This window comes from Paenibacillus nasutitermitis, assembly GCF_014641075.1.
Classification (GTDB): domain Bacteria; phylum Bacillota; class Bacilli; order Paenibacillales; family Paenibacillaceae; genus Paenibacillus_Z; species Paenibacillus_Z nasutitermitis.
Window position 1 is genome coordinate 1,161,474 of the sequence record NZ_BMHP01000002.1, and the last position, 21,773, is coordinate 1,183,246.

Sequence of the window (21,773 nt, forward strand, 5' to 3'; positions counted from 1 at the left end):
AGCATTCAAGCAATAACTCACGTCGTAAGCATAAGCTGTCATTCATTTATCCCTGTTCCTTTATTTCTATATGCTTGATTTTCCCTTCCACGAAAACCTCTTCCGTCCATATGGTTCTAATGACCAGGCCTTCTCCTGTTATGACCAGCTCCCCTTTTCCAAGGGCAAGACGAAGACTTTCATCGGAGAAGTGGAGCACGCCGCGATGGTTCTCAATATAGAGCTGACGATCGCCTATCATCGTCACCCGGGGCAAATCGAATACGACATCCTGCGGTAAGTCCATCAGATCGGCAGCCATTTTACGCAGTTTGCGGTTTATGCGGCGCATGCGGACAACAAGCCCCCTTCCCATAACTGTACCAACCTATGCGAAAGATCTTGTAAATATGAGTCGTCAGGCGCCTCAACTCAAAACAAAGAAACCTCCAGTTCCGCTTTTAAGCGGTCTGAAGGCTTCTTTTGGCTGCTTCTATGGATGAATGCTTAATCCTAGGCATTTCTTGCTTGAGAGGCTTAGAACAGGCGATGGGAACGTTTGGCCCGCGGAGGGCCCAGCACCTCGGCAAGAACGACAGCACGCCGGAGTTCATCCTTCTCCAAATTCTTCAGCAAGGCTCCATTCGTTTTTCGCGCCGGGCGCGGGACTTGCTGTTCGGCAAGCGGGCTGCGGCGCGGCGCGGCTGGGCGGGCAGGAACACGTACTTTTGGTGGCTCGACATAGACGGGCGCTGCAAATTTTCGTTCCTCTTCATACTCAGCGCTTACCCCTTCGCCATCCCCATCGTAGGGGTTCTTGTAGGGAGGGGGCTCCACTGGGGAATTCATTGACTGATCATCCCTCCGCTGGTTTCCCTGGCTTTGGGGCAATCCGGGTCCTCCGCCAAAATCAGGCATTCTGCCACCAGGCGGTTTGGCTTTTTTGTTTTTATTAATTACGGAAAATATAAACCCGATTATGATAAAAACAAGAAAGAAATTTTTGGATATAAATTGAATCAGCTCGTTCACGAAATCACCTCCGGTAAAAACTTAACCGCCATCCTTACCAGGCAAGCTTGTATTTACTCTTCTTTATTATTGGACGAATTGTTATCCGGGGTTCCAATCGAACCGCGCATTTGCGTGTCCGCTTCGATATTTTTCAAGTTCATATAATCCATAACGCCAAGCTTGCCGCCCCTCAGAGCTTCAGCCATGGCAACCGGCACCTGGGATTCCGACTCCACAACCAGCGCGCGCATTTCAACGACCCGCGCCTTCATCTCCTGCTCATGGGCAACAGCCATCGCACGACGCTCCTCGGCCTTTGCCTGGGCGATTCGTTTGTCGGCTTCGGCTTGTTCGGTTTGCAGATGCGCCCCGATATTCTTACCTACATCGACATCCGCAATATCAATGGACAGAATTTCAAAAGCCGTTCCGGCATCAAGACCTTTGCCAAGCACCGTACGGGAAATCAGATCCGGATTTTCCAGCACATCCTTGTGGGAATTGGAGGAACCAACTGTCGTTACGATTCCCTCACCAACACGGGCAATGATGGTTTCTTCACCCGCTCCCCCTACAAGGCGTTCGATATTGGCGCGCACAGTAACGCGTGCTTTAACTTTTACTTCGATCCCGTTTCTGGCAACAGCAGCTACAATCGGCGTTTCGATAACACGCGGATTAACGCTCATTTGCACAGCCTGAAGCACATCCCGGCCGGCAAGGTCGATAGCCGCCGCACGTTCGAATACCAGTTCGATATTAGCCCGGTGAGCCGCGATCAGAGCATTGACTACACGGTCAACGTTACCACCCGCCAGAAAGTGGCTTTCCAGCTGGTTGATATTGAGTCCAAGTCCCGCTTTGGTCGCTTTAATCAACGGATTCACGATCCGGCTGGGAACGACGCGCCGCAGACGCATGGCCACAAGGGTAATGATTCCGACACGCACGCCCGAAGAAAGCGCCGCTACCCACAGCATAATCGGGAAGAAGCTAAGAAATACGGAAAGCACAATAATGGCCAGAACAATAATGATAATGACGGTTACAGTTGGATCCAGATCCATTTTTTCCCCTCCATGTTAAATGACTTCGTTCCATTGTTGCACAACTACTCGTGTACCTTCAACCTTTATCACTTTTATTGCCGTATTGGCAGCAATAAATTCGCCCAAAGTAACGACATCGACCCGCTGGTCGCCAATCATGGCTGTTCCCGCTGGACGCAGAGGTGTAATGGAATGTCCCTGCATACCCAGATATATCGCTTTGTCGGCAGTCGAGACATATCCCCGCTCTGTCGTCAGGCTCTCGCTGAGAATAAATCTGTTCCACACACCCCGGTGCGCAAAACGTTTGGCGATGATAAATACCAGAATCCCTGCAACCACAAGGGCTACAACCAGAGATACAACGGCTGATTTAGGACTCGGAGCCGCCAAAATAACCCCTGCGATAAGTGAAGCTGATCCCAGTATTCCCAATATCCCGAAACTCGACACAAAAACTTCGGTAATGAGTAACGCGACCCCGATTACGAACAGAATAACTTCTTCCATCCCGGCAAAGCCGGTGATGTAATGCCCGAAGAAATAGAGTCCGAATCCGGCCAGTCCGATAAGCCCAGGCGCCCCAAATCCAGGTACAACCAGCTCAATGGCAACACCGGCAATGCCGATGATCAGAAGCAGCGTTCTCACCACTGGCTGAGTCAGAAATTGTGAAATTTGCTCCAGCGTACTGGCTTTGATCTCCACCAGATTCGGCTGCTCGATACCCAAATGGGACAATACCTCATCGACCGAATTGGCGGTATAATCGGCATATCCCACCTTTAACGCGTCCGCAGCCGTCAGAGCAAGCAGTTCGCCCTTCTCTACAGTGCGGTCAAGCTGTTTGATTTCAAGCGTCACATCAGGGTTAACCATGGCGGTTGCCAAATTTGGATCGCGCCCGTTCAGTTCTGCTGCCGCTCTCATCTTCTGTGTCCAGTATGCAATGGTTTTCGGATTGGTGATCAGAGTACCTGTACCATCCACGACAGCGGCAGATCCAATAACACTGTTTGGCTCCATGGCCAGCTCGTCGGCATTAAGCGCAATATAGGTTCCAGCAGAAACCGCTCTGCCATGGACAAGCGCAGTAGTCGGAACCTTGCTGGTACGTACGAGATCGCCGATATCCTCTGCACTGATCACGCTGCCTCCAAGCGTGTCGATTACGAGCACAATGCGCTCAGCTCCGCCTTCTTCGGCTTCCTTGTAAGCGCGCTTGAGAAACTTCTCAAGACCTGATTCAATCGGCTGTTCCGCTTTAATGACATAGACAGTGGCCCCAATCTGACCGGTGCTTTCCTCGTTCTCCGCGGCAAATGCGGCTGGAACCGCGGCAGCAAACATCTGGATGAACAGGAACGCCGCAATGAACAATAATGCTCCTCTGGCCATCCACTTTTTAAATACTCTCAAGATTGAACCCCCTCTCTGAATAATGAACGGTAACACTTCTCTTACCTATATAATCCATCATACAACATTATAATCCTTCATACGATCTGAAACTGCTGCCGTTCCAAGTATTACACGTGAGCAGCCTCCTTGAGTCTGACGGAAGTCCAGTCCGTCCGGTAAAATCGGAGCATGACCGACGTGCCGAATACGGTGAGAAACGTGTAAAGCGCAATCCATGCGCCAAGACTTCCCCAATGGAATACAAAAATAAACAAATAGGCAAGCGGCACAAAAAGAAACCAGCTGAGAAAGAACGAAATGCGCATCAGAAAAGTGGTGTCGCCGATTCCCCGCAATCCGCCCGCATAGAAATTAAGCAAACCATCGAATATTTGCAGATAAGCAGAGACTTTGATCAGAAAAGCTGCCAGCTCATACACGCCGGGATCGCTGGAATACAAATGGGCGATCTGGTCCGCGAAAACCAGCTCGACGGTACCCAGCAGGATAATAAATATCGTGCCCAATATGGCTGTATCTGTTCCAGCACGGCGTCCGAGTAAAGCCATCCCTCTGCCTACGCTCTGCCCCACAAGAATCGTTGCTGTCGCTCCAAAAGCAAAAGCCGGCATAAAGCCGAAGGACATAACATTAAGGGCCACCTCATTGGCAGCAAGTGCGTGGTCGCCCAATCTGGCTACAAACACAGTAAAAATGAACATCGATACACTCAGCGAAAATTCCTGCAGGCCCAGTTTTCCGCTTTCCTGGGAGAGCAGCTTGAACTCCGGCCAACTGAAAGAAAAAGCGATCCTGCTGCGTGTCTGGTAACGTTTGTGCAGAACAAAGAAAAAGATATATGCACAAATGAGCAGTTGGAGCGCTTCGCCGATCAGCACAGCCAGTCCCGCTCCGGTCAGTCCCATTTGCGGGAACCCCAGATTGCCGAATGTCAAGGAGTAAGTCAGAAAAATCATCAGCAAATTGGAAATCAGCGAAACCACCATGGACATGGTGGTCGATCCGATTCCGCGCAAAAACCCATGAAAAGCAAAATTGATAATACCGAAAGACATCGCATAGAACCGCAGCTCTAAATAAAAGCCGCCTTGGCGGACCAATTCTTCCGAGCCTCCGGTCCAGCGGAGAATGTGATTGGCGCCAAGCCAACCTACCGCCAGTAAGACAACCGCAAAAAATAAACATAGATACATCGCCATATAAGTGCGCTGAATCCCTTTTCGCATATCATTGGAACCAAAATTTTGAGCAACCAGATAATTAATGGTATGGCCGATACCGGAGAAAATCGCGAAGGCATTGTACATAATAATATTGGAAACCCCAACAATTGCGATAATTACGAAACCCAGTTGACCCACCATGATGAGATTGATTGTCCCTGTTACAGTTTGAGTGGCAAAGGTTACTAACGAAGGTATTGCGATAAGCAAGATCTTCATCCAATTACGAAACATTTAAAGTTCCCCGTTTCCTTTCAGTTAGCCCTATTCTGGGCCAGTCGACAGCGTTGTGTCAATAGAACAGGAAAAGGGAATAATGAAAAAACACCCCCTCGTTAAAGGGAGTGTTTGGCTGTCAGCCTATGTTATTGCAGAAATTGCTGCACATATGTGTTTACTAGTTTACCATCAGCACGCCCTTTGGTCTTGGGCATGAGGGCACTCATTACTTTGCCCATATCGGCTTTCGATGAAGCACCGGTTTCCGCTATGGTCTGCTGAACAATTTCTTTGATTTCATCTTCGGTCAGCTGCTGAGGCAGGTACACACTAATAATTTCAATTTCTGCGGCGACGTCTTTTGCAAGATCATCGCGGCCGGCTTTTTTGAATTCTTGGAGGGAATCTTTACGTTGTTTGATTTCACGACTTATGATATCAAGCACTTCATTGTCATCAAGGGGTCGTTTCAAGTCAATTTCCTGATTCTTAATGGAAGCACGAATCATACGAATCGCGGAGAGCTTGAACTTCTCTTGACTTCTCATCGCTTGCTTCATATCGTCGTTCAATCGTTCGCTAAGGTTCATTAGTGGAAGGATCCTCCTAAAACTTTCTCTTACGCGCAGCCTCGGACTTCAGTTTGCGTTTAACACTAGGCTTCTCATAATGCTTGCGTTTCTTAACCTCGGCAAGGACACCATCTTTAGCGATAGTCTTCTTGAAGCGGCGGAGTGCAGCATCGATTGTCTCGTTTTTGCGAACTTTTGTTTCAGACACCAGTTTTCCCTCCCTCCGAGCAGACCGTCTAAGAAAGATAACACGGTTCATCACATTTAATTATATGATATAACCAAAGTCAGTGTCAACTTGAAAGGACATGCATATTTACGTCATTGCCGAAGCAGCCATTTTTCCTGATCTTCCCTCGAATCCAGGATTAACCGGCGAGCGATTTCATCTGATGGCCGCCCAGCAAATGCAGATGCAAATGATAAACGACCTGGCCGCCCTCCCTGTTGCAATTATTCACAAGGCGGTAACCGGATTCGTCGATATTCAGTTCTTTGGCGAGTTGCCTTGCTGTAGCGAACAGCTCTACCATAAGCGCGTCATCCTCATCCGTAACCTCATTCATCGTCGGTATATGTTTCTTGGGGATAATCAGAATATGTACGGGAGCAGCAGGCTGAATATCATGAAACGCCAGAACCCTCTCGTTCTCAAACACCTTCTTGGAAGGAATGTCGCCTTGAATAATTTTGCAGAATAAACAATCCATTTTATCGTATCCTCCTTCTGTCCGCAGCTCATTTTATGCCTCCATCATATCGAAAAAAGGCCTTCCCGTCCAACACCGTAAAGAAAAGAAGTACAAAAAAACCGGCGCGAAACGCCGGCTTTGCGCTGCATATTGGATAAAAGGCGGTTCAAAAAAAAGGCAGAAGCGACAAACCCAGCAGCGCAACAAGTGGAAAGACCTGACGGTAAAAGCGCCTGCGGGGATAATAGGGATAGGGATACAACGGCGGATACGGAAAGAATCCGGGTTGGGGAAAGAAGCCCCGGGGACTCGACCCTGCGTCGCTATGCGGCACCGCGATGATGACATTTTCATCGTCGATATGCTCGACAAATCCATCACAACACCAGCCGTCTTTGGTATGGACGAGCACATAACGGTGCATATGCTCCTTGCACCATTTTTTCATTTCATGTTTTTCCATAGGCTGCGTTACCGGCGCCGTTGCAGCCGGCATTTGTGCCATAGGCGCTTGTGCATTCGGCATTGTTGCGATTGGCAGTGTGGTAACCTTTTTTTCCATAATGTCATTACCTCCTTCTTCTCTTATATCCTATTCGCCCATAGGCGTTTGGCGCCTATGCTGTAAAAAAATAAGCCCATGACCCCGTTTGACGGAAATCCACGCACGAAAATATTGATGCTGAAACTTGCTTTGCGAGAGGGGCCTAACATCCGATAGGCCTTTCTGGGATGTGACGTGCTTGCTGCGGATGAATATCAAAGCAGCTAAAACGACGGGCAACGACTGCGAAGCAGCCCCTGCAACGGTTGGCAGGACCTCGGTTCGGAAGGTATACTTGCAGCAGGATGCCCGCATGCAGGGGTCAACAATGGGGAAAGGCGGAGAAATCATTGAAAGCCCGGACAAGGATGATTATGGTAGCCCTTCTGATCTTGGCAGCGGCATTTGCCGGCTATAAGATCTATGATTATTATCAGGAAGACAGCATGCTTTATCGGATCGTGACGCAGGACGGCTATGAGCTGGCACGCGCAGGCACGCCTGAAGCGGTATCGTTGGAATTTAAGGCGCAATGGCTGCAGACACCGGATAAAAAACTGAACGTTCCTGTCGGATACGGGCATCAGACGCTATTCGTGCTGGAGGAGCTGACGGAAACCTCGGAGAGCGCGACCTTCAGCTTAAAAGCCATACCCGAGCTTCGGAAAGAGAACGGGGAGTTTTTGTATACAACTATAATTCCAGCCAAGGGTGAAAGCGTCACTCCTTCTACTGGAGAAGGCTGGACTATGCTGGACAGCAGCGGAAGCCCAGTGAATGTCACCGGGGTTCGCTATAAGGCCGGACAGGTCGATGGTCCCTCTGCAAGGTTTAAGCTGGAAATCGATAAATCCGAGCTGGACAAGCTCCAGGATGGCTTTACCGCTGCATACTCCGGATTCATGTTGTATTCCTATACCAAGAATTAGCGGGTGATACGTATGGACAGCAAACGCATCGCGGCCGAACATGCCGTAACGTACATTGAGGACGGGATGGTCGTCGGTCTGGGTACCGGCTCAACCGCTTACTGGGCCATCCAAAAAATTGGCGAGCGCATCAAAGGCGGGCTTAAGGTGCGGGCCGTCGCGACCTCCCGGCAATCGGAACGTCTGGCAGTGGAAAATGGAATCCCGCTGGTCGGATTTGATGAAATTAACGGAATCGACCTCACAATTGATGGCGCCGACGAGGTCGACCAGGACCTGAACCTCATCAAGGGCGGCGGGGGCGCTCTGCTGCGGGAAAAAATCGTCGCCGCTTCCAGCCGCAAGGTGATTATCATTGCCGATGAGAGCAAATTGGTCGGCCAGTTGGGCGCTTTTCCCCTGCCTGTAGAAATTGCCGTATTTGGCAGTCCCTTGACCCTTCAGCACCTGGGCCGTTTCGGACGTCCCCTCAAGCTGCGGGCAGCAGATGGTCAGCCTTTTATAACCGACAATGGAAACTATATTATCGACTGTCAACTCAACGCTATTCCGCACCCCCTCAAGCTCCATGATGAAATCAATGCCATTCCAGGCGTGGTCGTAAATGGATTGTTTGTCCAAATGGCGGATCTTGTGATCATCGGCCGCCATGACGGCACGATAAATGAGCTGATACGGACGAAGCCCGGCACGGCCCAAAGCTGAAACAACTGCAATCGACCAACAAAAAAAAGAACCTGCATCCATGAAAATGGAGGACAGGTTCTTTTTTGCTGGTGATGACATGCGATGACAATGCTGCCATTGCTTTAGGTTTCTGGCTGATACATGACGTTAGCCGGCTCATCCATGATGGATTGAAGCTTCTGGGTCATTTTGACCCAGGAGTCGTCTACAAGAATGGTTTGGGCTGCAATTTCGGACAGCGTATCTTCGTCAAAGGTGGAAAGCGCAGCTTGCAATTGCGCATACCATTCTTCCACTTGCTTCAGATAGCTTCGTTCCGATTCGCTTAGCGCACCCTCATGATTGCCAATCATGCCGGTCGACTGCTCTACCTGCGACAAGAAAGTCGCAGATGTCCGTTTCGTAAAGGTGATCGGCTCCTTGCTTGATTCGTTTGCCTCATTTACCAGCGTATTCAGACTTTGCGCCTGCTTGAAGGCGGCCTGCAAAGCGGTTTTGGAGGAGATCCGGCCGGCAATATCATTCTGGTCCAGAAGCTCTTTCACATTGTATTGTACGGATTCCACATGCAGCTTTGCTTCATTCCCGGCATTAATAACAGCTAGTCCCCGGCTGACACGCTTGTCTTGATCATGATGCATCAACTTCGTTATCAGATATACGTTGCCGATCAGGCTGAATACCAGCAATACAAGTACAATAGGCGTGAATATATGCCGTTTTGTCTGTTGCTCTTCCACGAAAATACCTCCAAATCATAATTGGCGGCACAGCGTCTGTGCTTTCCTGCGAACTTTTTGCTTTACCTTCATTTACGTTACCCTGTTCCCGTCTGCAATGCAAGGGCGATTCCGGGCGCAATTGTGAGCAATTATTGCCGGGTTCAGAGCATGAAGGCTCTCCATGTGCAAAATGACCGCCGATCACATCGTTTCCAGCTCTACGCTGCTGCCCCGTACGGAGGGCTCGGCTGCTGTCACAATCAACCTGCGCGGCAGACGCGCCCGCAGCTCGGGAACATGGCTGATCACCCCGACAGACAACGTATCGTTATGCAGTTTCTCCAGAGCCGTAATAACCGTGTCCAGCAGTTCCGGATCCAGCGTGCCGAAACCTTCATCCAGGAAAAAAAACTGCAGCGGGTATTTGCCCCGCAGCTGGATCTGACTGGACAATGCCAGAGCGAGCGCCAGCGATGCCAGGAACGTTTCGCCCCCTGACAGTGTGGAAACCGGACGGCGCAGGGCCCCATTGGCATCATCGCGGATAACGAACCCCCCGCCTGAATCCACCTCCAGCGCATATCTCTGCTTCGTCAGAAATCCCAGACGCTCCGAGGCGGCGCGGCATACCTGCACGAGCTGCTCCTCGGCCACATATTCGACAAAGGCATTGCCCCGAAACAGGGTTTGCAGCGATTTCAGCCTTCCGCACAACTGTTCCATTTCAGCGCGTCTGGATTCAAGCTGCTGCCAGCGCTCCTGCTTGGTCTTCAGTTCGTCCCAGTCTCGTTCGGCTTTTGCTGCCTGCTGGAGCATGGCTTCATTGTTGATTCTGGCCTCCTGCAACGCGGCCGCGCACTGTTCCCACTGGTCGTCTGTAATGGTGCGGCCCTGCAGCTGATCGCGAAGCAGGTCAATTTGGGCCGCCAACTGCTGTTCAGCCTCCCGAAAACGGGTTATCTGTTCCGACAGGCTGCTCTGCTGCTCCAACAATGGCGCAAGGGCAGCCGCTTCTTCAGCCGTATCAAACGGAGACTGAAGAAGCGCAGTGTCCAACATTACTGCCGTTTCCTGACTTCTTGCGACAGCAGAGCTTTCCGCTTCCGTTGAAGCGCTTCTCTGCTCTGCCGCAGCTTGCAGGGCAGACTGGGCTGTTTCATGCATTTCTTTGCATTTCTTAAGTAATGAACGACTTTCCCGCAGCTCCTTCTCCGCTTCTGCCAGCAGCCGGGAAGCCGCCTGACCGCCAGTCCACTCCTCCAGTTGGCTGCGCATTCGCTCCAGCTGCCCGGACAGATGCTCGATCTTCGCCGTCAGCTCCACCTTCTCCAGCTCAGCTGCTGCCGCCTGCTTCTCGTCATCAGCGACCTGTCTGGCTGTCGCCTCAATAAACTCGATGCTTTTCTCCACTCTGCCGCGCAGTTCATGTGCGGCATTATCCCGTTTCTCGAATTGATCCAGAACCTCCTGAGCCCGCTCCGGAGGCAGCGTCATGCCGAACTGTTCCTGCCAGGATGCCAGTTCCCGCTTCATTTGCTCCTGTCGCTGCCCAGCCTTCTCCCCTGCAGCCTGCTCCATCCTCGACCGGGATGCCAGCTCGCCGGCGGCAAGCTCGCGGCGGCGCTGATCCTCATTGAACCGTGACCGAGCGGCCGCAAGTCCGGACTCCATCGACGTAAACCCGTTGTTATGTATGGCGTAGCACTCTGCCGCAGCGGCTATTGTCTGTTGAATTCTCACAAGAGCATCCTTACTTGGCCTATCCGGACTTGCCGGATCATCTTCTGCAATCTCAGAGGAGACTGCGGCTTCCTGCTGCGAGACCGACCATGATGCTGGAGAAAGACGAAGCGCAGCCTGCTCAGTGCCGGCATCCCCGGAACACAGCTCAAGCAAACGTTCATAGGTAGATTCTACCCTGCCCCGCAGCGGAGCGATCTGCATGAGCTGTGTCTGTGCCTGCTGCTGGAGAGCTTCCCAAGCTGCTATATCTTCTTCTGCTGTAACCGGAACTGCCCCTGCTCCCCCATTGCCGTGAAGGGAAGGATGCTCGCAGGAGCCGCAAACCGGACAGGCTTCTCCTGACAGAAGCTCCGCCGCCAGCTTGGCGGCAAGCTCATGTCTTTGCTGATGCGACTGTTCCCGGCGGACGCGCACAAGCCATTCCGGCAGACGGGCGTTCAACTGCTGCAGCTGCGCTTCAAGCTCATGAAGCCCGGCAAGCATCGGGTCCAACTGCGCCAGGCGTTCGTCCAGGACAGCCGCAGCTGAGGCTTTGGCTGTCTCCGCCGCATCCAGCGCGGCCTGGACTTCCGCAAGCTGGCGGACTTCCGATGCGGCTTCCATGCGCGCCGCATCCAACTGTTCGCGCAGCCCTTCCACCAGCTGCAGCCGCTTGGCAAGCTCGCCGCGCTGAGCACGCTCCGCCTGCGTAAGCTCGGCGGCTTTGAGCTCGGCCTTGAGCTCGCTCTGCTTCGCTGCGGCGCGGCCGAGCTTCTCCTGCGCTTTGGCGGCTTGCTCGCCAAAGCTTTGCTGCCGCCCGGCGGCGTCCGCGCAGCGGCGCTGGCCGCCGGCGAGCTCTGCCGCAAGCGCGGCGGCTTCGCCTTCCAGCCGCTGCGCTTGCGCGAGCTGATCGAGCCGCCGTGCCAGGCGCGGCTCGGAAGCTTCCGCGGCCTCGGCCGCCGCGGTCCACGCGGCGGCGGCCGAGGCCGCCTCTGCCAGCCGGGCGGCATGCGCCAGCCCGGCGGCTTCGCGGCGCGAAGCGGCGGCGCGCAGCGCCGCTTCGGCCGCTTGCGCGGCGGCGAGCGCCGGCATCAGCCGCTCCGCCGCCCCCAGGCGCTGCAGCTCGCGCTCAAGCGCCGCTATGCGCGGCTGATCGGCGAGCAGCTTGCCCTGCAGCGCCTCCTTCGCCCGCAGCGCCTCCACCCGCTCGCGCACATGCAGACGCTCCGCGTGGAGCCGCTCCGCATCGGCCAGCGCCAGCCGCGCCGCGGAAGCAGCGGACGCCGCTTCCTGGTGGCGCTTCTCTGCTGCGTTGACAGCCTCCGCGGATGCGTCGCCAAGCCCGAGCTGCTCCGCTGCCGCTTCGCTCAGTGCGCCTTCCGCCGCCTTCATCCGCTGGTTGAGTTTCAGCGACAGCCCATCGCCGAACCGCTCCAGCCGGAACAGACGCTGCAGCATGGAGCGGCGGTCTTTGCCCGTCAGAGACAGAAACTCGGCAAATTTGCCTTGCGGCAGCACAACGGCGCGGGTGAAATCCTGCATATTAAGCCCAATCCGCTCTTCCACGCAGCGCGTGACCTCAGCCAGCTTGTCGGCAATGACGATATCCCCGGCTTCCGCGATTTCCACAAAACGGCTGAGCGAGCTGCTGATCGTTTGGTCGCCGCTCCGCTTGAATTGCCTTTCCACCCGGTAGCGCCGCTTCTCGCCCCCTCCGGAAAGCTCGAAGGTGAATGCAACGGAGAGCTGCTTCTCCTCCTGGTTCATAATCCCCTGCGTTCCGCTTGCCGCCCGTTCAACCTTCCCGTACAAGGCCAACGTAACCGCATCGAGAATACTCGACTTCCCGCTCCCGGTCGAGCCAAAAATCCCGAATACCCCGGCTTCGCAAAGACGCTCGAAATCTACAACCTGCGCCTCGCGGTAGCTCTGAAGCCCGCTTAATCGAAGCTTGATCGGTTTCATCCTTCCACCTCCAATTCAGTCCGTCCGGAAGCAAGGCCGCCTTGCGCATCTGCGGAAGAATCATCAGCTTCTGCGACCAGCTCCAGAAACAGCTGCACCGTCTGCGCATCCGGTTCCCCCCCGCCGCTCTGGCGGACGAAGAAACGCCGGAATAGCTCCTCCGCAGGAAGCTGCTCGCGCATGCGCACATCATCTCCGGAGGAGGACAGCATTTCCGGGTATATCGGACGGATATGCACAAGTCCGTCATGGCGGCGCCTCAGCTGCTGAATATCTGCTGCCGTCATCGCTTCCTGCATCCGGATGTCCAGACTGATCCATGCCCGCGCATCGCGCCCTTCATCGAGCCATGCGTGAACTTCAGGCAGACCTTCCTTCGCTTTCCAGTTCACTAATGGACGGCCGCTACTCAGCAGAATTTCCTGCGGTTTGACCGGCTCACCCGGAACCGCGTCAAAGACCATTACGGACTTTGCCTGTCCCGCTTCCGAGAAGCTGTAGGCCAACGGCGAGCCGCTGTAACGCATCGTTTCATCGCCATCGACACGCTGCGGGCGGTGGAGATGGCCAAGCGCCACATATTGGGAGCCGATCCGCAGCGCGGAGGGATCGACCGTATACGCTCCGCCGATCTGGATCGGTCTTTCCGAATCCGTCTCCAGACCGCCCAGCACGTAGATATGGCTCATCGCCAAATTTACCGTGTTTGGACTGAACGCCTCGCCCAGCCTCGACATCAGACGTCCCACCCGCTCCGAATAGGCCGTGCGCAGCAGAGCCTCGTCCGTCTCTTCGCTCAGCAGCTCTCGTAACCGCGATTCCGAAGGATACGGAAGCGCAGCGATAACAGCACGCTCTCCCGTTCGCGAAACATCGACCGTCAGCGGTTGATCTGATGGCAGACCGACAAGCCGGATCCCGCTTGGCGCAGCCAGCGGTGACGATGCGGCGACCCGCTCCGGATGGTCGTGGTTGCCAGCGATAACCGCTATGGTCCGCCTGCCCCCATCGGCAATTCTGGATAGTGCCTCATAAAATAACTGCTCCGCAGCGGCCGGCGGGTTGACGGAATCATACACATCGCCTGCCAGCAGCACAAGATCGATCTCTTCCGTCCTTACAAGCGCGGCAAGCTCGTCCACGAAAGCCGCCTGTTCCTCAAGCCGGCTGCGCCCTTCGAGCGATCGTCCGAAATGCCAGTCGGCGGTGTGCAATATCCGCATTATATAATTCCTCCGTCCTTTGGTTAAAAAAGCTTGACGGCTTGCCCGCCGTCAAAAAAGAAAACAAAACAGGAGTCAACGGTTCTGCCCAGGATCATTTGGATCGCCTCGGCATAAAGCGAAAGCTGGAAACGATGCCGCTCGGCCGCCGCTTTCCAATCCTTGCTATAAATACGGTCCGTCTTGTAATCCAGCAGCACCAGCCCATGCTCATCTTCAAACATACAGTCGATAACGCCTTGAATAAGAATCGGCTCCTCGCCGACGTTCGCTGCGGCGCCGCGGTAAATGCGCGATGCCGGGAAGGTGCAGCTGAAGGGTGTTTCCCGCCGGATCCAGCTTGCCCGAAGCAGCCTTTGGCCGACATCGCTTGCAAAAAAAGCTGCGACTTGACCGGCATCTACGGCTTCGGCCTGTTCCGGCGAAAGCATGCTATTGTGAAGCAGGGCAGTGACTGTTTCCTGAACGACTCCTTCATCCACCGGCGCTTCCAAAGGAATATGCTGCATGACCAGATGGCTGACCGTTCCCCGTTCCGCAGCGGTGAGGGAGCGCTCCTCCATAAATTTGGGGCGGCGCAGCCGGAATGTATATTCCCCCCCGGACAAGGCAGCAGTCGTAGCTTCCGGGATGGTTCCGAATGCAGCTTCCACTGACGCACCGGGCTGTTCCGGCTTCGGCTCAGATATCGCTTGCGGATGAGCGCCCTCCTCTGTTTCAAGAGGAAAGGACGTCTCCATAAACGGCGAGAGCGTGGCGTGTTCGGGAAGCAAGACCACTGCCGCATCCTCGTCTGCAGCCGCTTCCGCATGCAGCCGCTTCATCTCGGTGACAGAGGTCTTGGCGGCTATTAATGCGGCGGCGGGATAAGGGTAGCTCCATGTCAGCCGACGCTCGATTTCAGCGGCGGCTTCAGGCGATGCCGGTATTGGCACCAGCTCCTGTACCGCCTGCATCCGCTCGGCGAATGCCGCTTCCGCCTCCTCGTCCGCTGCTACGGCAGCAGCAGCCTCCAGACCGAATAGGGAAGCGGGGACAATGCCGCTTCTCCAGGCTCTGCCTGTAATCTTGCTTGATTGTTCTACTGTGAACGAGCTCACTTTATCCATACCCGCCTCTTCAACATCAAGGCTGATATCCAAGTGCTCCTCCGCAGCCGAGATGAGATCGGCATTACCGCCGGATAAGTCATCGTCAGCCGATTCAATCGTGATCGAAATGCCTGCCTGGACGGCCAAAGGGCCGAGCCAATCGATGAAACGCTTGGCCTGGGATAACCGGTAATCCGGAATATTCCCGTCCGCATCAAACGAAGACTGCCAGCGGAGCAGCTGCTTGGAGGCATCCGCCACCGTGCCGACCAGATACATCTTCTCCTTGGGACGGGTAAGCGCCACATACAGAATGCGCATTTCCTCCGCAAGGGTTTCCATTCTCATGCGCTCCCGAATAGCGAGATAAGGCAGCGTTGGATAACTGACACGCAGCTCCGTATCCACAAAGCGGGGCCCAAAGCCGAGCTGCTTGTGCATCAGAAACGACCCGCTCAGATCCTGCCGGTTAAACAGCTTGCCCAGCCCCGCAACAAAGACGACGGGAAATTCCAGCCCTTTGCTTTTGTGGATCGACATAATACGAACGACATCTTCCTGCTCGCCCAGTGCCCGCGCCGTTCCCAGATCTCCGCCATTTTCCCGCATCCGGTCAATAAAACGCAGGAAACGGAATAATCCTCTGAACGAAGTGGCTTCATATTGACGTGTTCTATCGTGCAGGGCCCGCAAATTCGCCTGGCGCTGAATGCCCCCGGGCATTCCCCCGACGAGGTCGTAATAACCAGTTTCCCGGAATATATGCCACAGCAGCTCTGCGAGCGCTCCTCGCCGCGCTTTTTCCCTCCAGCGCTCAAGACGCGCCAGAAAATCAGCCAGCTTGACGCGTGTCGTTAGTCCGATAAGCGAATCCCCGGCCGCTTTTTTTACAGCATCGTAATAGGAAGTCCGCCCCCCGATAATACGGATTTGCGCCAGCTCTTCCGCCGTCAGTCCGAAGATCGGAGAGCGCAGCGCGCCCGCAAGCGGAATGTCCTGGTAAGGGTTATCGATTACGCGCAGCAGCGAGAGCATGGTCTCCACCTCTGTCGCCTCAAAATATCCGCTGCTGAGCTCTGCATAGGCGGGAATTCCGTAAGCCTGCAGCTCTTCAATAATGACCGGAGCCCACTGCTTGTCCGCACGAAGCAGAATTACAATATCACGCCAGGCAAGAGACCGTTTCCGGCGGCGTTTGCCGTCATATACTTCAAAGGGGGCCTCTCCTCGGCCAAACACGGAATCCATGCCTTTGAGCCGTGCGATTTGCGCTGCAATATAACGGGCCTCCAGCTGTACGGTCTGCAGATCAAGCGCTTCTTCGGCTGCCGAAGATGGGGAGCTATCGCTTCCATCCTCACTTTCTTCGCTGCTGAATGCAGCCTCGCTATCCTTTGCCCCGCTTCCGCGGTCAACCAGCGCAAATTCCACCTCATAACGCTCCGACGCTCCGCCTTCATCCGCGGGAGGGAACGATGCCCCGCAAACGAGCTCCGCCCGGTCGTCGTAGTCCATCTCCGCCACTTTCTCACGCATGATGGAACGAAATACATTATTCACGCCGTCTACAACCTGGGACCGGCTGCGGAAGTTTCGCGCAAGGTCAATCCGGATCCCCGAATCTGGACCTGAACTCCCGCTGCCGGACTCCGAAAGGGAGTAGGCCTTATATTTCTGAAGAAATAAATTCGGCTCGGCCAGCCGGAACCGGTAAATGCTCTGTTTCACGTCGCCGACCATGAACCTGTTGCCGGCGCCCTGCCGGGCCAGCAGGGAAACAATCGCTTCCTGCACCATATTGGTATCCTGATATTCGTCCAGCAGGATTTCATCGAACTGCCGCTGGTATTCAAGAGCCGCAGCCGAAGGGATGGTGAGCTCCGGCGTAGAGGCGGGATCGCGCAGAATGCGCAGGCAATAATGCTCCATATCGCCAAAATCGATCAAGCCCTTCTCCCGTTTTGCTTCCTCGAAACGGCTGCCGAAGGTAATGACCAGCTCCGCCAAAGTCTGCATAACCGGTGCCAGCTCGCGCAGCTCTGCGGCAAAATCTTCTGCCGAGCGCATAAACAGCTGATCCTTCATATCCGTAATGACCGACTTGGCCATATCCCGGATTTCTTTGACCTGCTCCTGGATCTCTTTGTCAAAATCCTCGCTCCTGCTGCTCTTCAGCTTGCCGAATCCGCCCACGGCGAAATATTCATACCATTTTTCCCAAGGCTGCTCGCGGACATTTTTGGACAAGGCGCGGACGAGCTCCAGGTCCTCCTGGAGAGTTGACGTATAATGACGGGGTCCCCGCGGTTGCTGTGTCAGCTCCAGAGCCTGCTGGAGCAAGCTCTGGGCGCCCTCAAGGGACAGCACCACAATGCTAGCCATACTGGCGACCCACTCACTGCGCCCGAGAGCAGCTGCATTCTCCACACGAAAGGCCGCAGCCGTCTCCCTGAGCCATGCTTCCGGCCAGGGATGGCTGTGTCCAAAGTTGTACAGCTGCAGAACAAGCGCATAGAGCGGCTCATCGCCGCGCTCGCCCCCGAAACGTTCCACCAGCTGCAGGAACCCGCTGTCGTTTTCCTCGGCAGCCAAATAGTTTTCTTCAAAAATCGCATCCAGCACATCGATCCGCAGCAGCTCGGCTTCGGTTTCATTGGCGATCCGGAAGCCGGGATCCAGACCGATCAAAGGATAATATCTGCGGATCGCATCCAGACAAAAGGAATGCAATGTAGTAATGGATGCCCGGCTCATCAGCGCCAGCTGGCGCTTTAGGTGAACCGAACCGGGACTGCGTTCGAGCTCCTTCTCCAGCGCGAGGCGGATGCGCTCCTTCATCTCGGCGGCGGCCGCTTTGGTGAAGGTTGCGACCAGCAGACGGTCGACATCGGTATCCGCTGAAATCTTGCGAATAATCCGCTCCACCAGCACGGCGGTTTTACCAGAGCCGGCGGCGGCCGCTACCAGTACATTGCAGCCGCCCGTTACAATCGCCTTCCACTGATCATCTGTCCAAGTGCTGCCTTCGGGCTTTTTTGCTTCGGTTGTCTCCGTCACTCCCGCTCGCCCCCTTTCGTATCACTTTCCAAGATCGCATCCGGATGCCACTTTGTTATCTCAAAAAAGCCATCACCCTGAATGCTCTCTTCGCCGGCGGCAAGCAGCTGCCAGACCTCGTCTTTCCCCTGTTTCTGCAGCTTGGAGAATGCATTGCCTTCAACGAGCGGATCAAATTGGCATACCGGCTTATAGGCGCAAAATTGGCACGGCGTTTTGGCGCCAAGCCGATAAGGCGTAATGGCCACATCTCCGCAGGAAATCCGGTCTCCGATCCGCCGGAGCGATTTGCGAACGGAATAGCGGAGCGTATCCCACTGCTCATGTGAAACCACCGAGGAGCTGCTGTAAAAGCTTCCATCGCGCTTGAGCGCCACCGGAAGCAATTCGGAATAGCCGGTTTCCAGTGCGCCGTCCATCATTCTGGCCGTCGTTTCGTCCGCCAGGACAAGCCCCTTCAACTTATACCGCTTCAGCTGCTCTGCTTTGGCTTTGCTGCTGCTGAGCACATTAGAGGACGAGATAAGCGGATTATGTACATGGAAATACAGGACGCCTGCCGGCTTGGCCGGCTGCCCGAGCCACTCCGGCGCTGCGCTGAGCAGAACATCCAGGTAGGTCAGCATTTGAAGCGCCAGTCCGTAAGCGACCTCTTCCAGCCGCAGCTGCGTCGCTCCCGACTTGTAGTCAATAACGCGCAGCAGCAGGCCATCGTCGGTTTGGGCTGCATCGACACGGTCGATCCTGCCGGACATTTCCAGTAGACGGCCATTGCTCAGTGGAATCGTCACTGCAGGCAGCGGCCCATCCGGACCGAAATCAATTTCAAGTCCAATCGGCTGAAATTGGGCACGCCGCGCATGTTCACCCAAAATAACGGCAGCCTGGCCGACAATATCCTTTAACTTGCGCGCCACATAGCGATGTCGGCTGCTGCTCATCAGAATCTGCGATTGCAGCCGCTCCGACAATTCGTCTACTACGATGGATGATTCGGCGCGGATCTGCTCAGCTCCGAGCATGCCCCACTTCTCTCCGAGCGACTGGGCGAGGCGGCTGAGCGCAGCATGAAACAGCTGGCCGATATCCGGCGCTCCCAATTGGAAAAGCTCCCTCTCGCGCAATCTCAGGCCATGGATGGCAAAATGCTGGAACGGACAGGACACAAACCGTTCCATTCGGGACACGCTTCCGCGCAGGAGCGTTCCATAAAGCTGATCGGCAGTATCAAGCGTCAGGGATGGCACATAGTTGGTATATTCCAATGATCGTACCAGACGGCCCAGCTTGGCCTGCCACTGGGGACGGACAGCAAACCAGTTGAAAGCCTCCCACCAGGCCGGCGCGATATCGGTGCCTTGGCGCCATATACGCAGCTGGTTGATGACATAGGAAAGCGTTCGCTCCGGATGCGAAACAAAGGACAGTTGCTCTCCTTCATTCATCCCCGGATCAGGCTCGCCGGCTATGCTGTTCTCAAGTAATCCCGGAAAAAGCAGTTTTATTTGTCGCATGATTTCGGAGGGATGAAGTCCCTTGCCCTCCTCGTCTGCAACCGGCCAACTGATCCATAAATGGCGGCTTGCTGTCGTCAACGCATTATAAATCAGAAAACGCTCATCTAGCAGCCTCCTGCGGACGCCTGGTGCCATATGGAGTCCGCCGTTTCCGAGTGTCTCCCTCTCCTGCTCCGTGAGTACGCCGTCTTCCTGGATTCTCTGGGGCAATACGCCGTCGTTGGCCCCCAGCACATAACAACCGCACACTCGTCCCGAACGGGTGCGATCAATACTTCCGATCAGCACCTGGTCGAGCGCAGGCGGAACGGCTGCCAGCTTCAGACTCTCAAGGCCTGTCTCCACCATGCCTGCGAACAAGGGCACTTTCATGGCTTCCCCGCCCGTCATCTCTGTCAGCTGATCCAGCACATTCATCACGCCATCCCACAGCATACGGTGCTCGCGGGCAGTTTGGGTTTGCCCCTCTGCCGCCGCCTTGCGGCTCCAGCGCTCCAATTGATCAGGAGTATTGATTCCCATAAGAAGCTGATATAGCGCCTCGCACATCTGTCTGACGTTGGCTGATTTCTTCAGGGCCCTTGTAAACTTGTGGAGCGGCGTCACCACCGCTTCCCTCGCCTCAAGAACGGCCGCAAGCAGGCGCAAATCGGGCTCGCGGGCTTCGGCTGGATCGCCGTCAAGCGAATCTCTCATCAAAGGCTTCCATTGACTGCGGGTCAGCCAGCGGTTTCCGTCAATCCCGGCTGCCAGGGCATAGTTCTCCAGGATGTCAAAGGATTCCCGTGTCAGGCTTCCGTCATCAGGCATCAGCAGCTCTGTTTTGATGCAGCGAAAAACCGCCTCGTATCTCCAGCCATGCGCCGCAATTTCCAAAGCGGAACGAATAAATTCCACAAGCGGGTGATGCAGCGCGGCATTCTTCTGATCGAGAAAATAGGGAATTCCGTAATCGGCGAATACCGCTGTTATATAATCGTTATAGTCCGGCGCGTTGCGCACCATGACCGCCAGATCCCGGTAACGGAGCCCCTCGTCCTGTGTTTTGCGGACGATATCGCGGGCTACCGCTTCCACCTCCGCACGACGGTGGACAGCGTTGTGGATGGTCAACTCGCCGCTTTTCAACTCCTCGTCCGTCAGCTTCAACGGAGTCCGGTCGTTGATATGCCTTTCCAAATGCGCCAGCATCGGACTGTTGCGGAACCGGTAAGGAATACCAGCATTCAGGATCACCGGCTCTGCAACGGGGATATCGTTCTTTAACGCCAGTTCACGCAGCATCAGAAAGGTCTCGGCCGTCGGACGGAACATATCCAGCTCATGGGGCTGTTCATCAGCGCCATACAGCCGGTCAAGGGTCAAGGTAACGGTCACTTCATCCGCCTGCAGCATCAGCGCCTCCAGCGCTTCAAACTCCCCGGGAGTAAAGCCGTGAAAGCCATCCACCCAAATTTGTGCGCGGCGCATCGATTGCGCGTCCTTGAAGCCCCGTGCCAGCCAGGACAAATAATCCTCGGCATCTATGTATAATCCGGATAACTCTCTTTCAAGCTGATCGCCGATCAGCCTTAGATCATGAAGCTTGCGGCCCAGCAGCTGACTGCCGCCCTTATCGCGGCTCTGGTCCAGAAAGTCTCCAATATCGCCTGGCTCAATCCCGTATCGTTTCCATTCGGTCATCAACTCGCCCAGCCGCTCGATGAAACCCGGCTGCGCCTGGCTTCCTTGATACAACTGCAGCTCGTCGTGAAGGCGGTGGACGATTTTGTAGAGCAGCATATTCTTGCCGTTCTCGCTGATTGGCACCAGTGCAGTCCCGCCGGTTTCCTGCATGACGCGGAAAGCAAGCCTCCGGAAGCTCAGTACCTGAGCCCGAATTGTGCCGCCTATCTGCGAGGTGCCAAGCAGCCCATATTCCGTCTGAAACGTGGCCTGCTCCGGAACCAGCATAACCAGCGGGGAACCGCCAGGATCCTTCAATGCCTGACTGCGTATCTCATCCAGACAAAACCTTGTTTTGCCAGTTCCCGATCTTCCTATTACAAAACGGAGCGCCATGCGTCCACCCCTTCGCTTTTTTCGATTCTATTATTCTATCACACCCATCTTCTGTTTTCACGCAAAAACACAAACATTTGTTCGT

16 protein-coding genes are annotated in these 21,773 nt (G+C 54.9%); 2 read left to right on the forward strand and 14 right to left on the reverse strand.

Annotated features, from left to right (window positions below; all coding sequences use genetic code 11):
- Positions 1 to 46: 46 nt before the first annotated feature.
- From yqfC to IEY46_RS15665, 9 genes are all read right to left on the reverse strand, one after another.
- Complete coding sequence (gene yqfC, locus IEY46_RS15625; RefSeq protein WP_188992899.1) at positions 47 to 331, reverse strand: sporulation protein YqfC; 285 nt, start codon at positions 329 to 331, stop codon at positions 47 to 49.
- A 185-nt stretch (positions 332 to 516) separates the two neighbouring features.
- Positions 517 to 1,011, reverse strand: coding sequence for a hypothetical protein (locus IEY46_RS15630; protein WP_188992900.1), 495 nt, complete (start codon positions 1,009 to 1,011; stop codon positions 517 to 519).
- 53 nt (positions 1,012 to 1,064) lie between these two features.
- A complete protein-coding gene (gene floA / locus IEY46_RS15635) occupies positions 1,065 to 2,060 on the reverse strand; it encodes a flotillin-like protein FloA (RefSeq protein WP_308422803.1) in 996 nt (331 codons plus the stop codon).
- A 15-nt stretch (positions 2,061 to 2,075) separates the two neighbouring features.
- Entirely contained in the window at positions 2,076 to 3,461 is a 1,386-nt protein-coding gene (locus tag IEY46_RS15640) for an NfeD family protein (RefSeq protein WP_229750313.1), read from the reverse strand.
- 110 nt (positions 3,462 to 3,571) lie between these two features.
- Complete coding sequence (locus IEY46_RS15645; RefSeq protein ID WP_188992901.1) at positions 3,572 to 4,921, reverse strand: MATE family efflux transporter; 1,350 nt, start codon at positions 4,919 to 4,921, stop codon at positions 3,572 to 3,574.
- Positions 4,922 to 5,052: 131 nt separating this feature from the next.
- Positions 5,053 to 5,496: a GatB/YqeY domain-containing protein gene (locus tag IEY46_RS15650; protein WP_188992902.1), complete on the reverse strand. Its 444-nt coding sequence runs from the start codon at positions 5,494 to 5,496 to the stop codon at positions 5,053 to 5,055.
- A gap of 16 nt (positions 5,497 to 5,512) precedes the next feature.
- On the reverse strand, positions 5,513 to 5,686 hold the full coding sequence (gene rpsU / locus IEY46_RS15655) for a 30S ribosomal protein S21 (protein WP_188992903.1): 174 nt from the start codon (positions 5,684 to 5,686) through the stop codon (positions 5,513 to 5,515).
- Between the two features lie 160 nt (positions 5,687 to 5,846).
- A complete protein-coding gene (locus tag IEY46_RS15660; protein WP_188992904.1) occupies positions 5,847 to 6,188 on the reverse strand; it encodes a histidine triad nucleotide-binding protein in 342 nt (113 codons plus the stop codon).
- Between the two features lie 148 nt (positions 6,189 to 6,336).
- Positions 6,337 to 6,732 carry a hypothetical protein gene (locus IEY46_RS15665; protein ID WP_229750314.1) on the reverse strand — a complete coding sequence of 132 codons (396 nt, stop codon included), beginning with the start codon at positions 6,730 to 6,732 and terminating at the stop codon, positions 6,337 to 6,339.
- Positions 6,733 to 7,064: 332 nt separating this feature from the next.
- On the opposite strand from IEY46_RS15665, the gene IEY46_RS15675 reads away from it, so the two are divergent.
- Both IEY46_RS15675 and rpiA read left to right on the forward strand, forming a co-directional pair.
- A complete protein-coding gene (locus IEY46_RS15675) occupies positions 7,065 to 7,643 on the forward strand; it encodes a hypothetical protein (RefSeq protein WP_229750315.1) in 579 nt (192 codons plus the stop codon).
- A gap of 12 nt (positions 7,644 to 7,655) precedes the next feature.
- The gene (gene rpiA, locus IEY46_RS15680) at positions 7,656 to 8,348 is read left to right on the forward strand and encodes a ribose-5-phosphate isomerase RpiA (RefSeq protein ID WP_188992907.1); all 693 of its coding nucleotides are present in this window, start codon (positions 7,656 to 7,658) and stop codon (positions 8,346 to 8,348) included.
- A gap of 104 nt (positions 8,349 to 8,452) precedes the next feature.
- Here the strand turns inward: rpiA and IEY46_RS15685 are convergent, their stop codons facing one another.
- From IEY46_RS15685 to addB, 5 genes are all read right to left on the reverse strand, one after another.
- Positions 8,453 to 9,070, reverse strand: a complete 618-nt coding sequence (locus IEY46_RS15685; protein ID WP_188992908.1) for a hypothetical protein — start codon at positions 9,068 to 9,070, stop codon at positions 8,453 to 8,455.
- 183 nt (positions 9,071 to 9,253) lie between these two features.
- Complete coding sequence (locus IEY46_RS15690) at positions 9,254 to 12,739, reverse strand: AAA family ATPase (RefSeq protein WP_188992909.1); 3,486 nt, start codon at positions 12,737 to 12,739, stop codon at positions 9,254 to 9,256.
- On the reverse strand, positions 12,736 to 13,962 hold the full coding sequence (locus tag IEY46_RS15695; RefSeq protein ID WP_188992910.1) for a metallophosphoesterase family protein: 1,227 nt from the start codon (positions 13,960 to 13,962) through the stop codon (positions 12,736 to 12,738). The genes IEY46_RS15690 and IEY46_RS15695 overlap by 4 nt, the downstream gene beginning before the upstream one ends.
- A gap of 23 nt (positions 13,963 to 13,985) precedes the next feature.
- Entirely contained in the window at positions 13,986 to 18,110 is a 4,125-nt protein-coding gene (gene addA / locus IEY46_RS15700) for a helicase-exonuclease AddAB subunit AddA (protein WP_188992911.1), read from the reverse strand.
- The gene (gene addB / locus IEY46_RS15705; RefSeq protein WP_188992912.1) at positions 18,107 to 21,688 is read right to left on the reverse strand and encodes a helicase-exonuclease AddAB subunit AddB; all 3,582 of its coding nucleotides are present in this window, start codon (positions 21,686 to 21,688) and stop codon (positions 18,107 to 18,109) included. Before addB ends, addA begins: the two co-directional genes overlap by 4 nt.
- Positions 21,689 to 21,773: the final 85 nt, after the last annotated feature.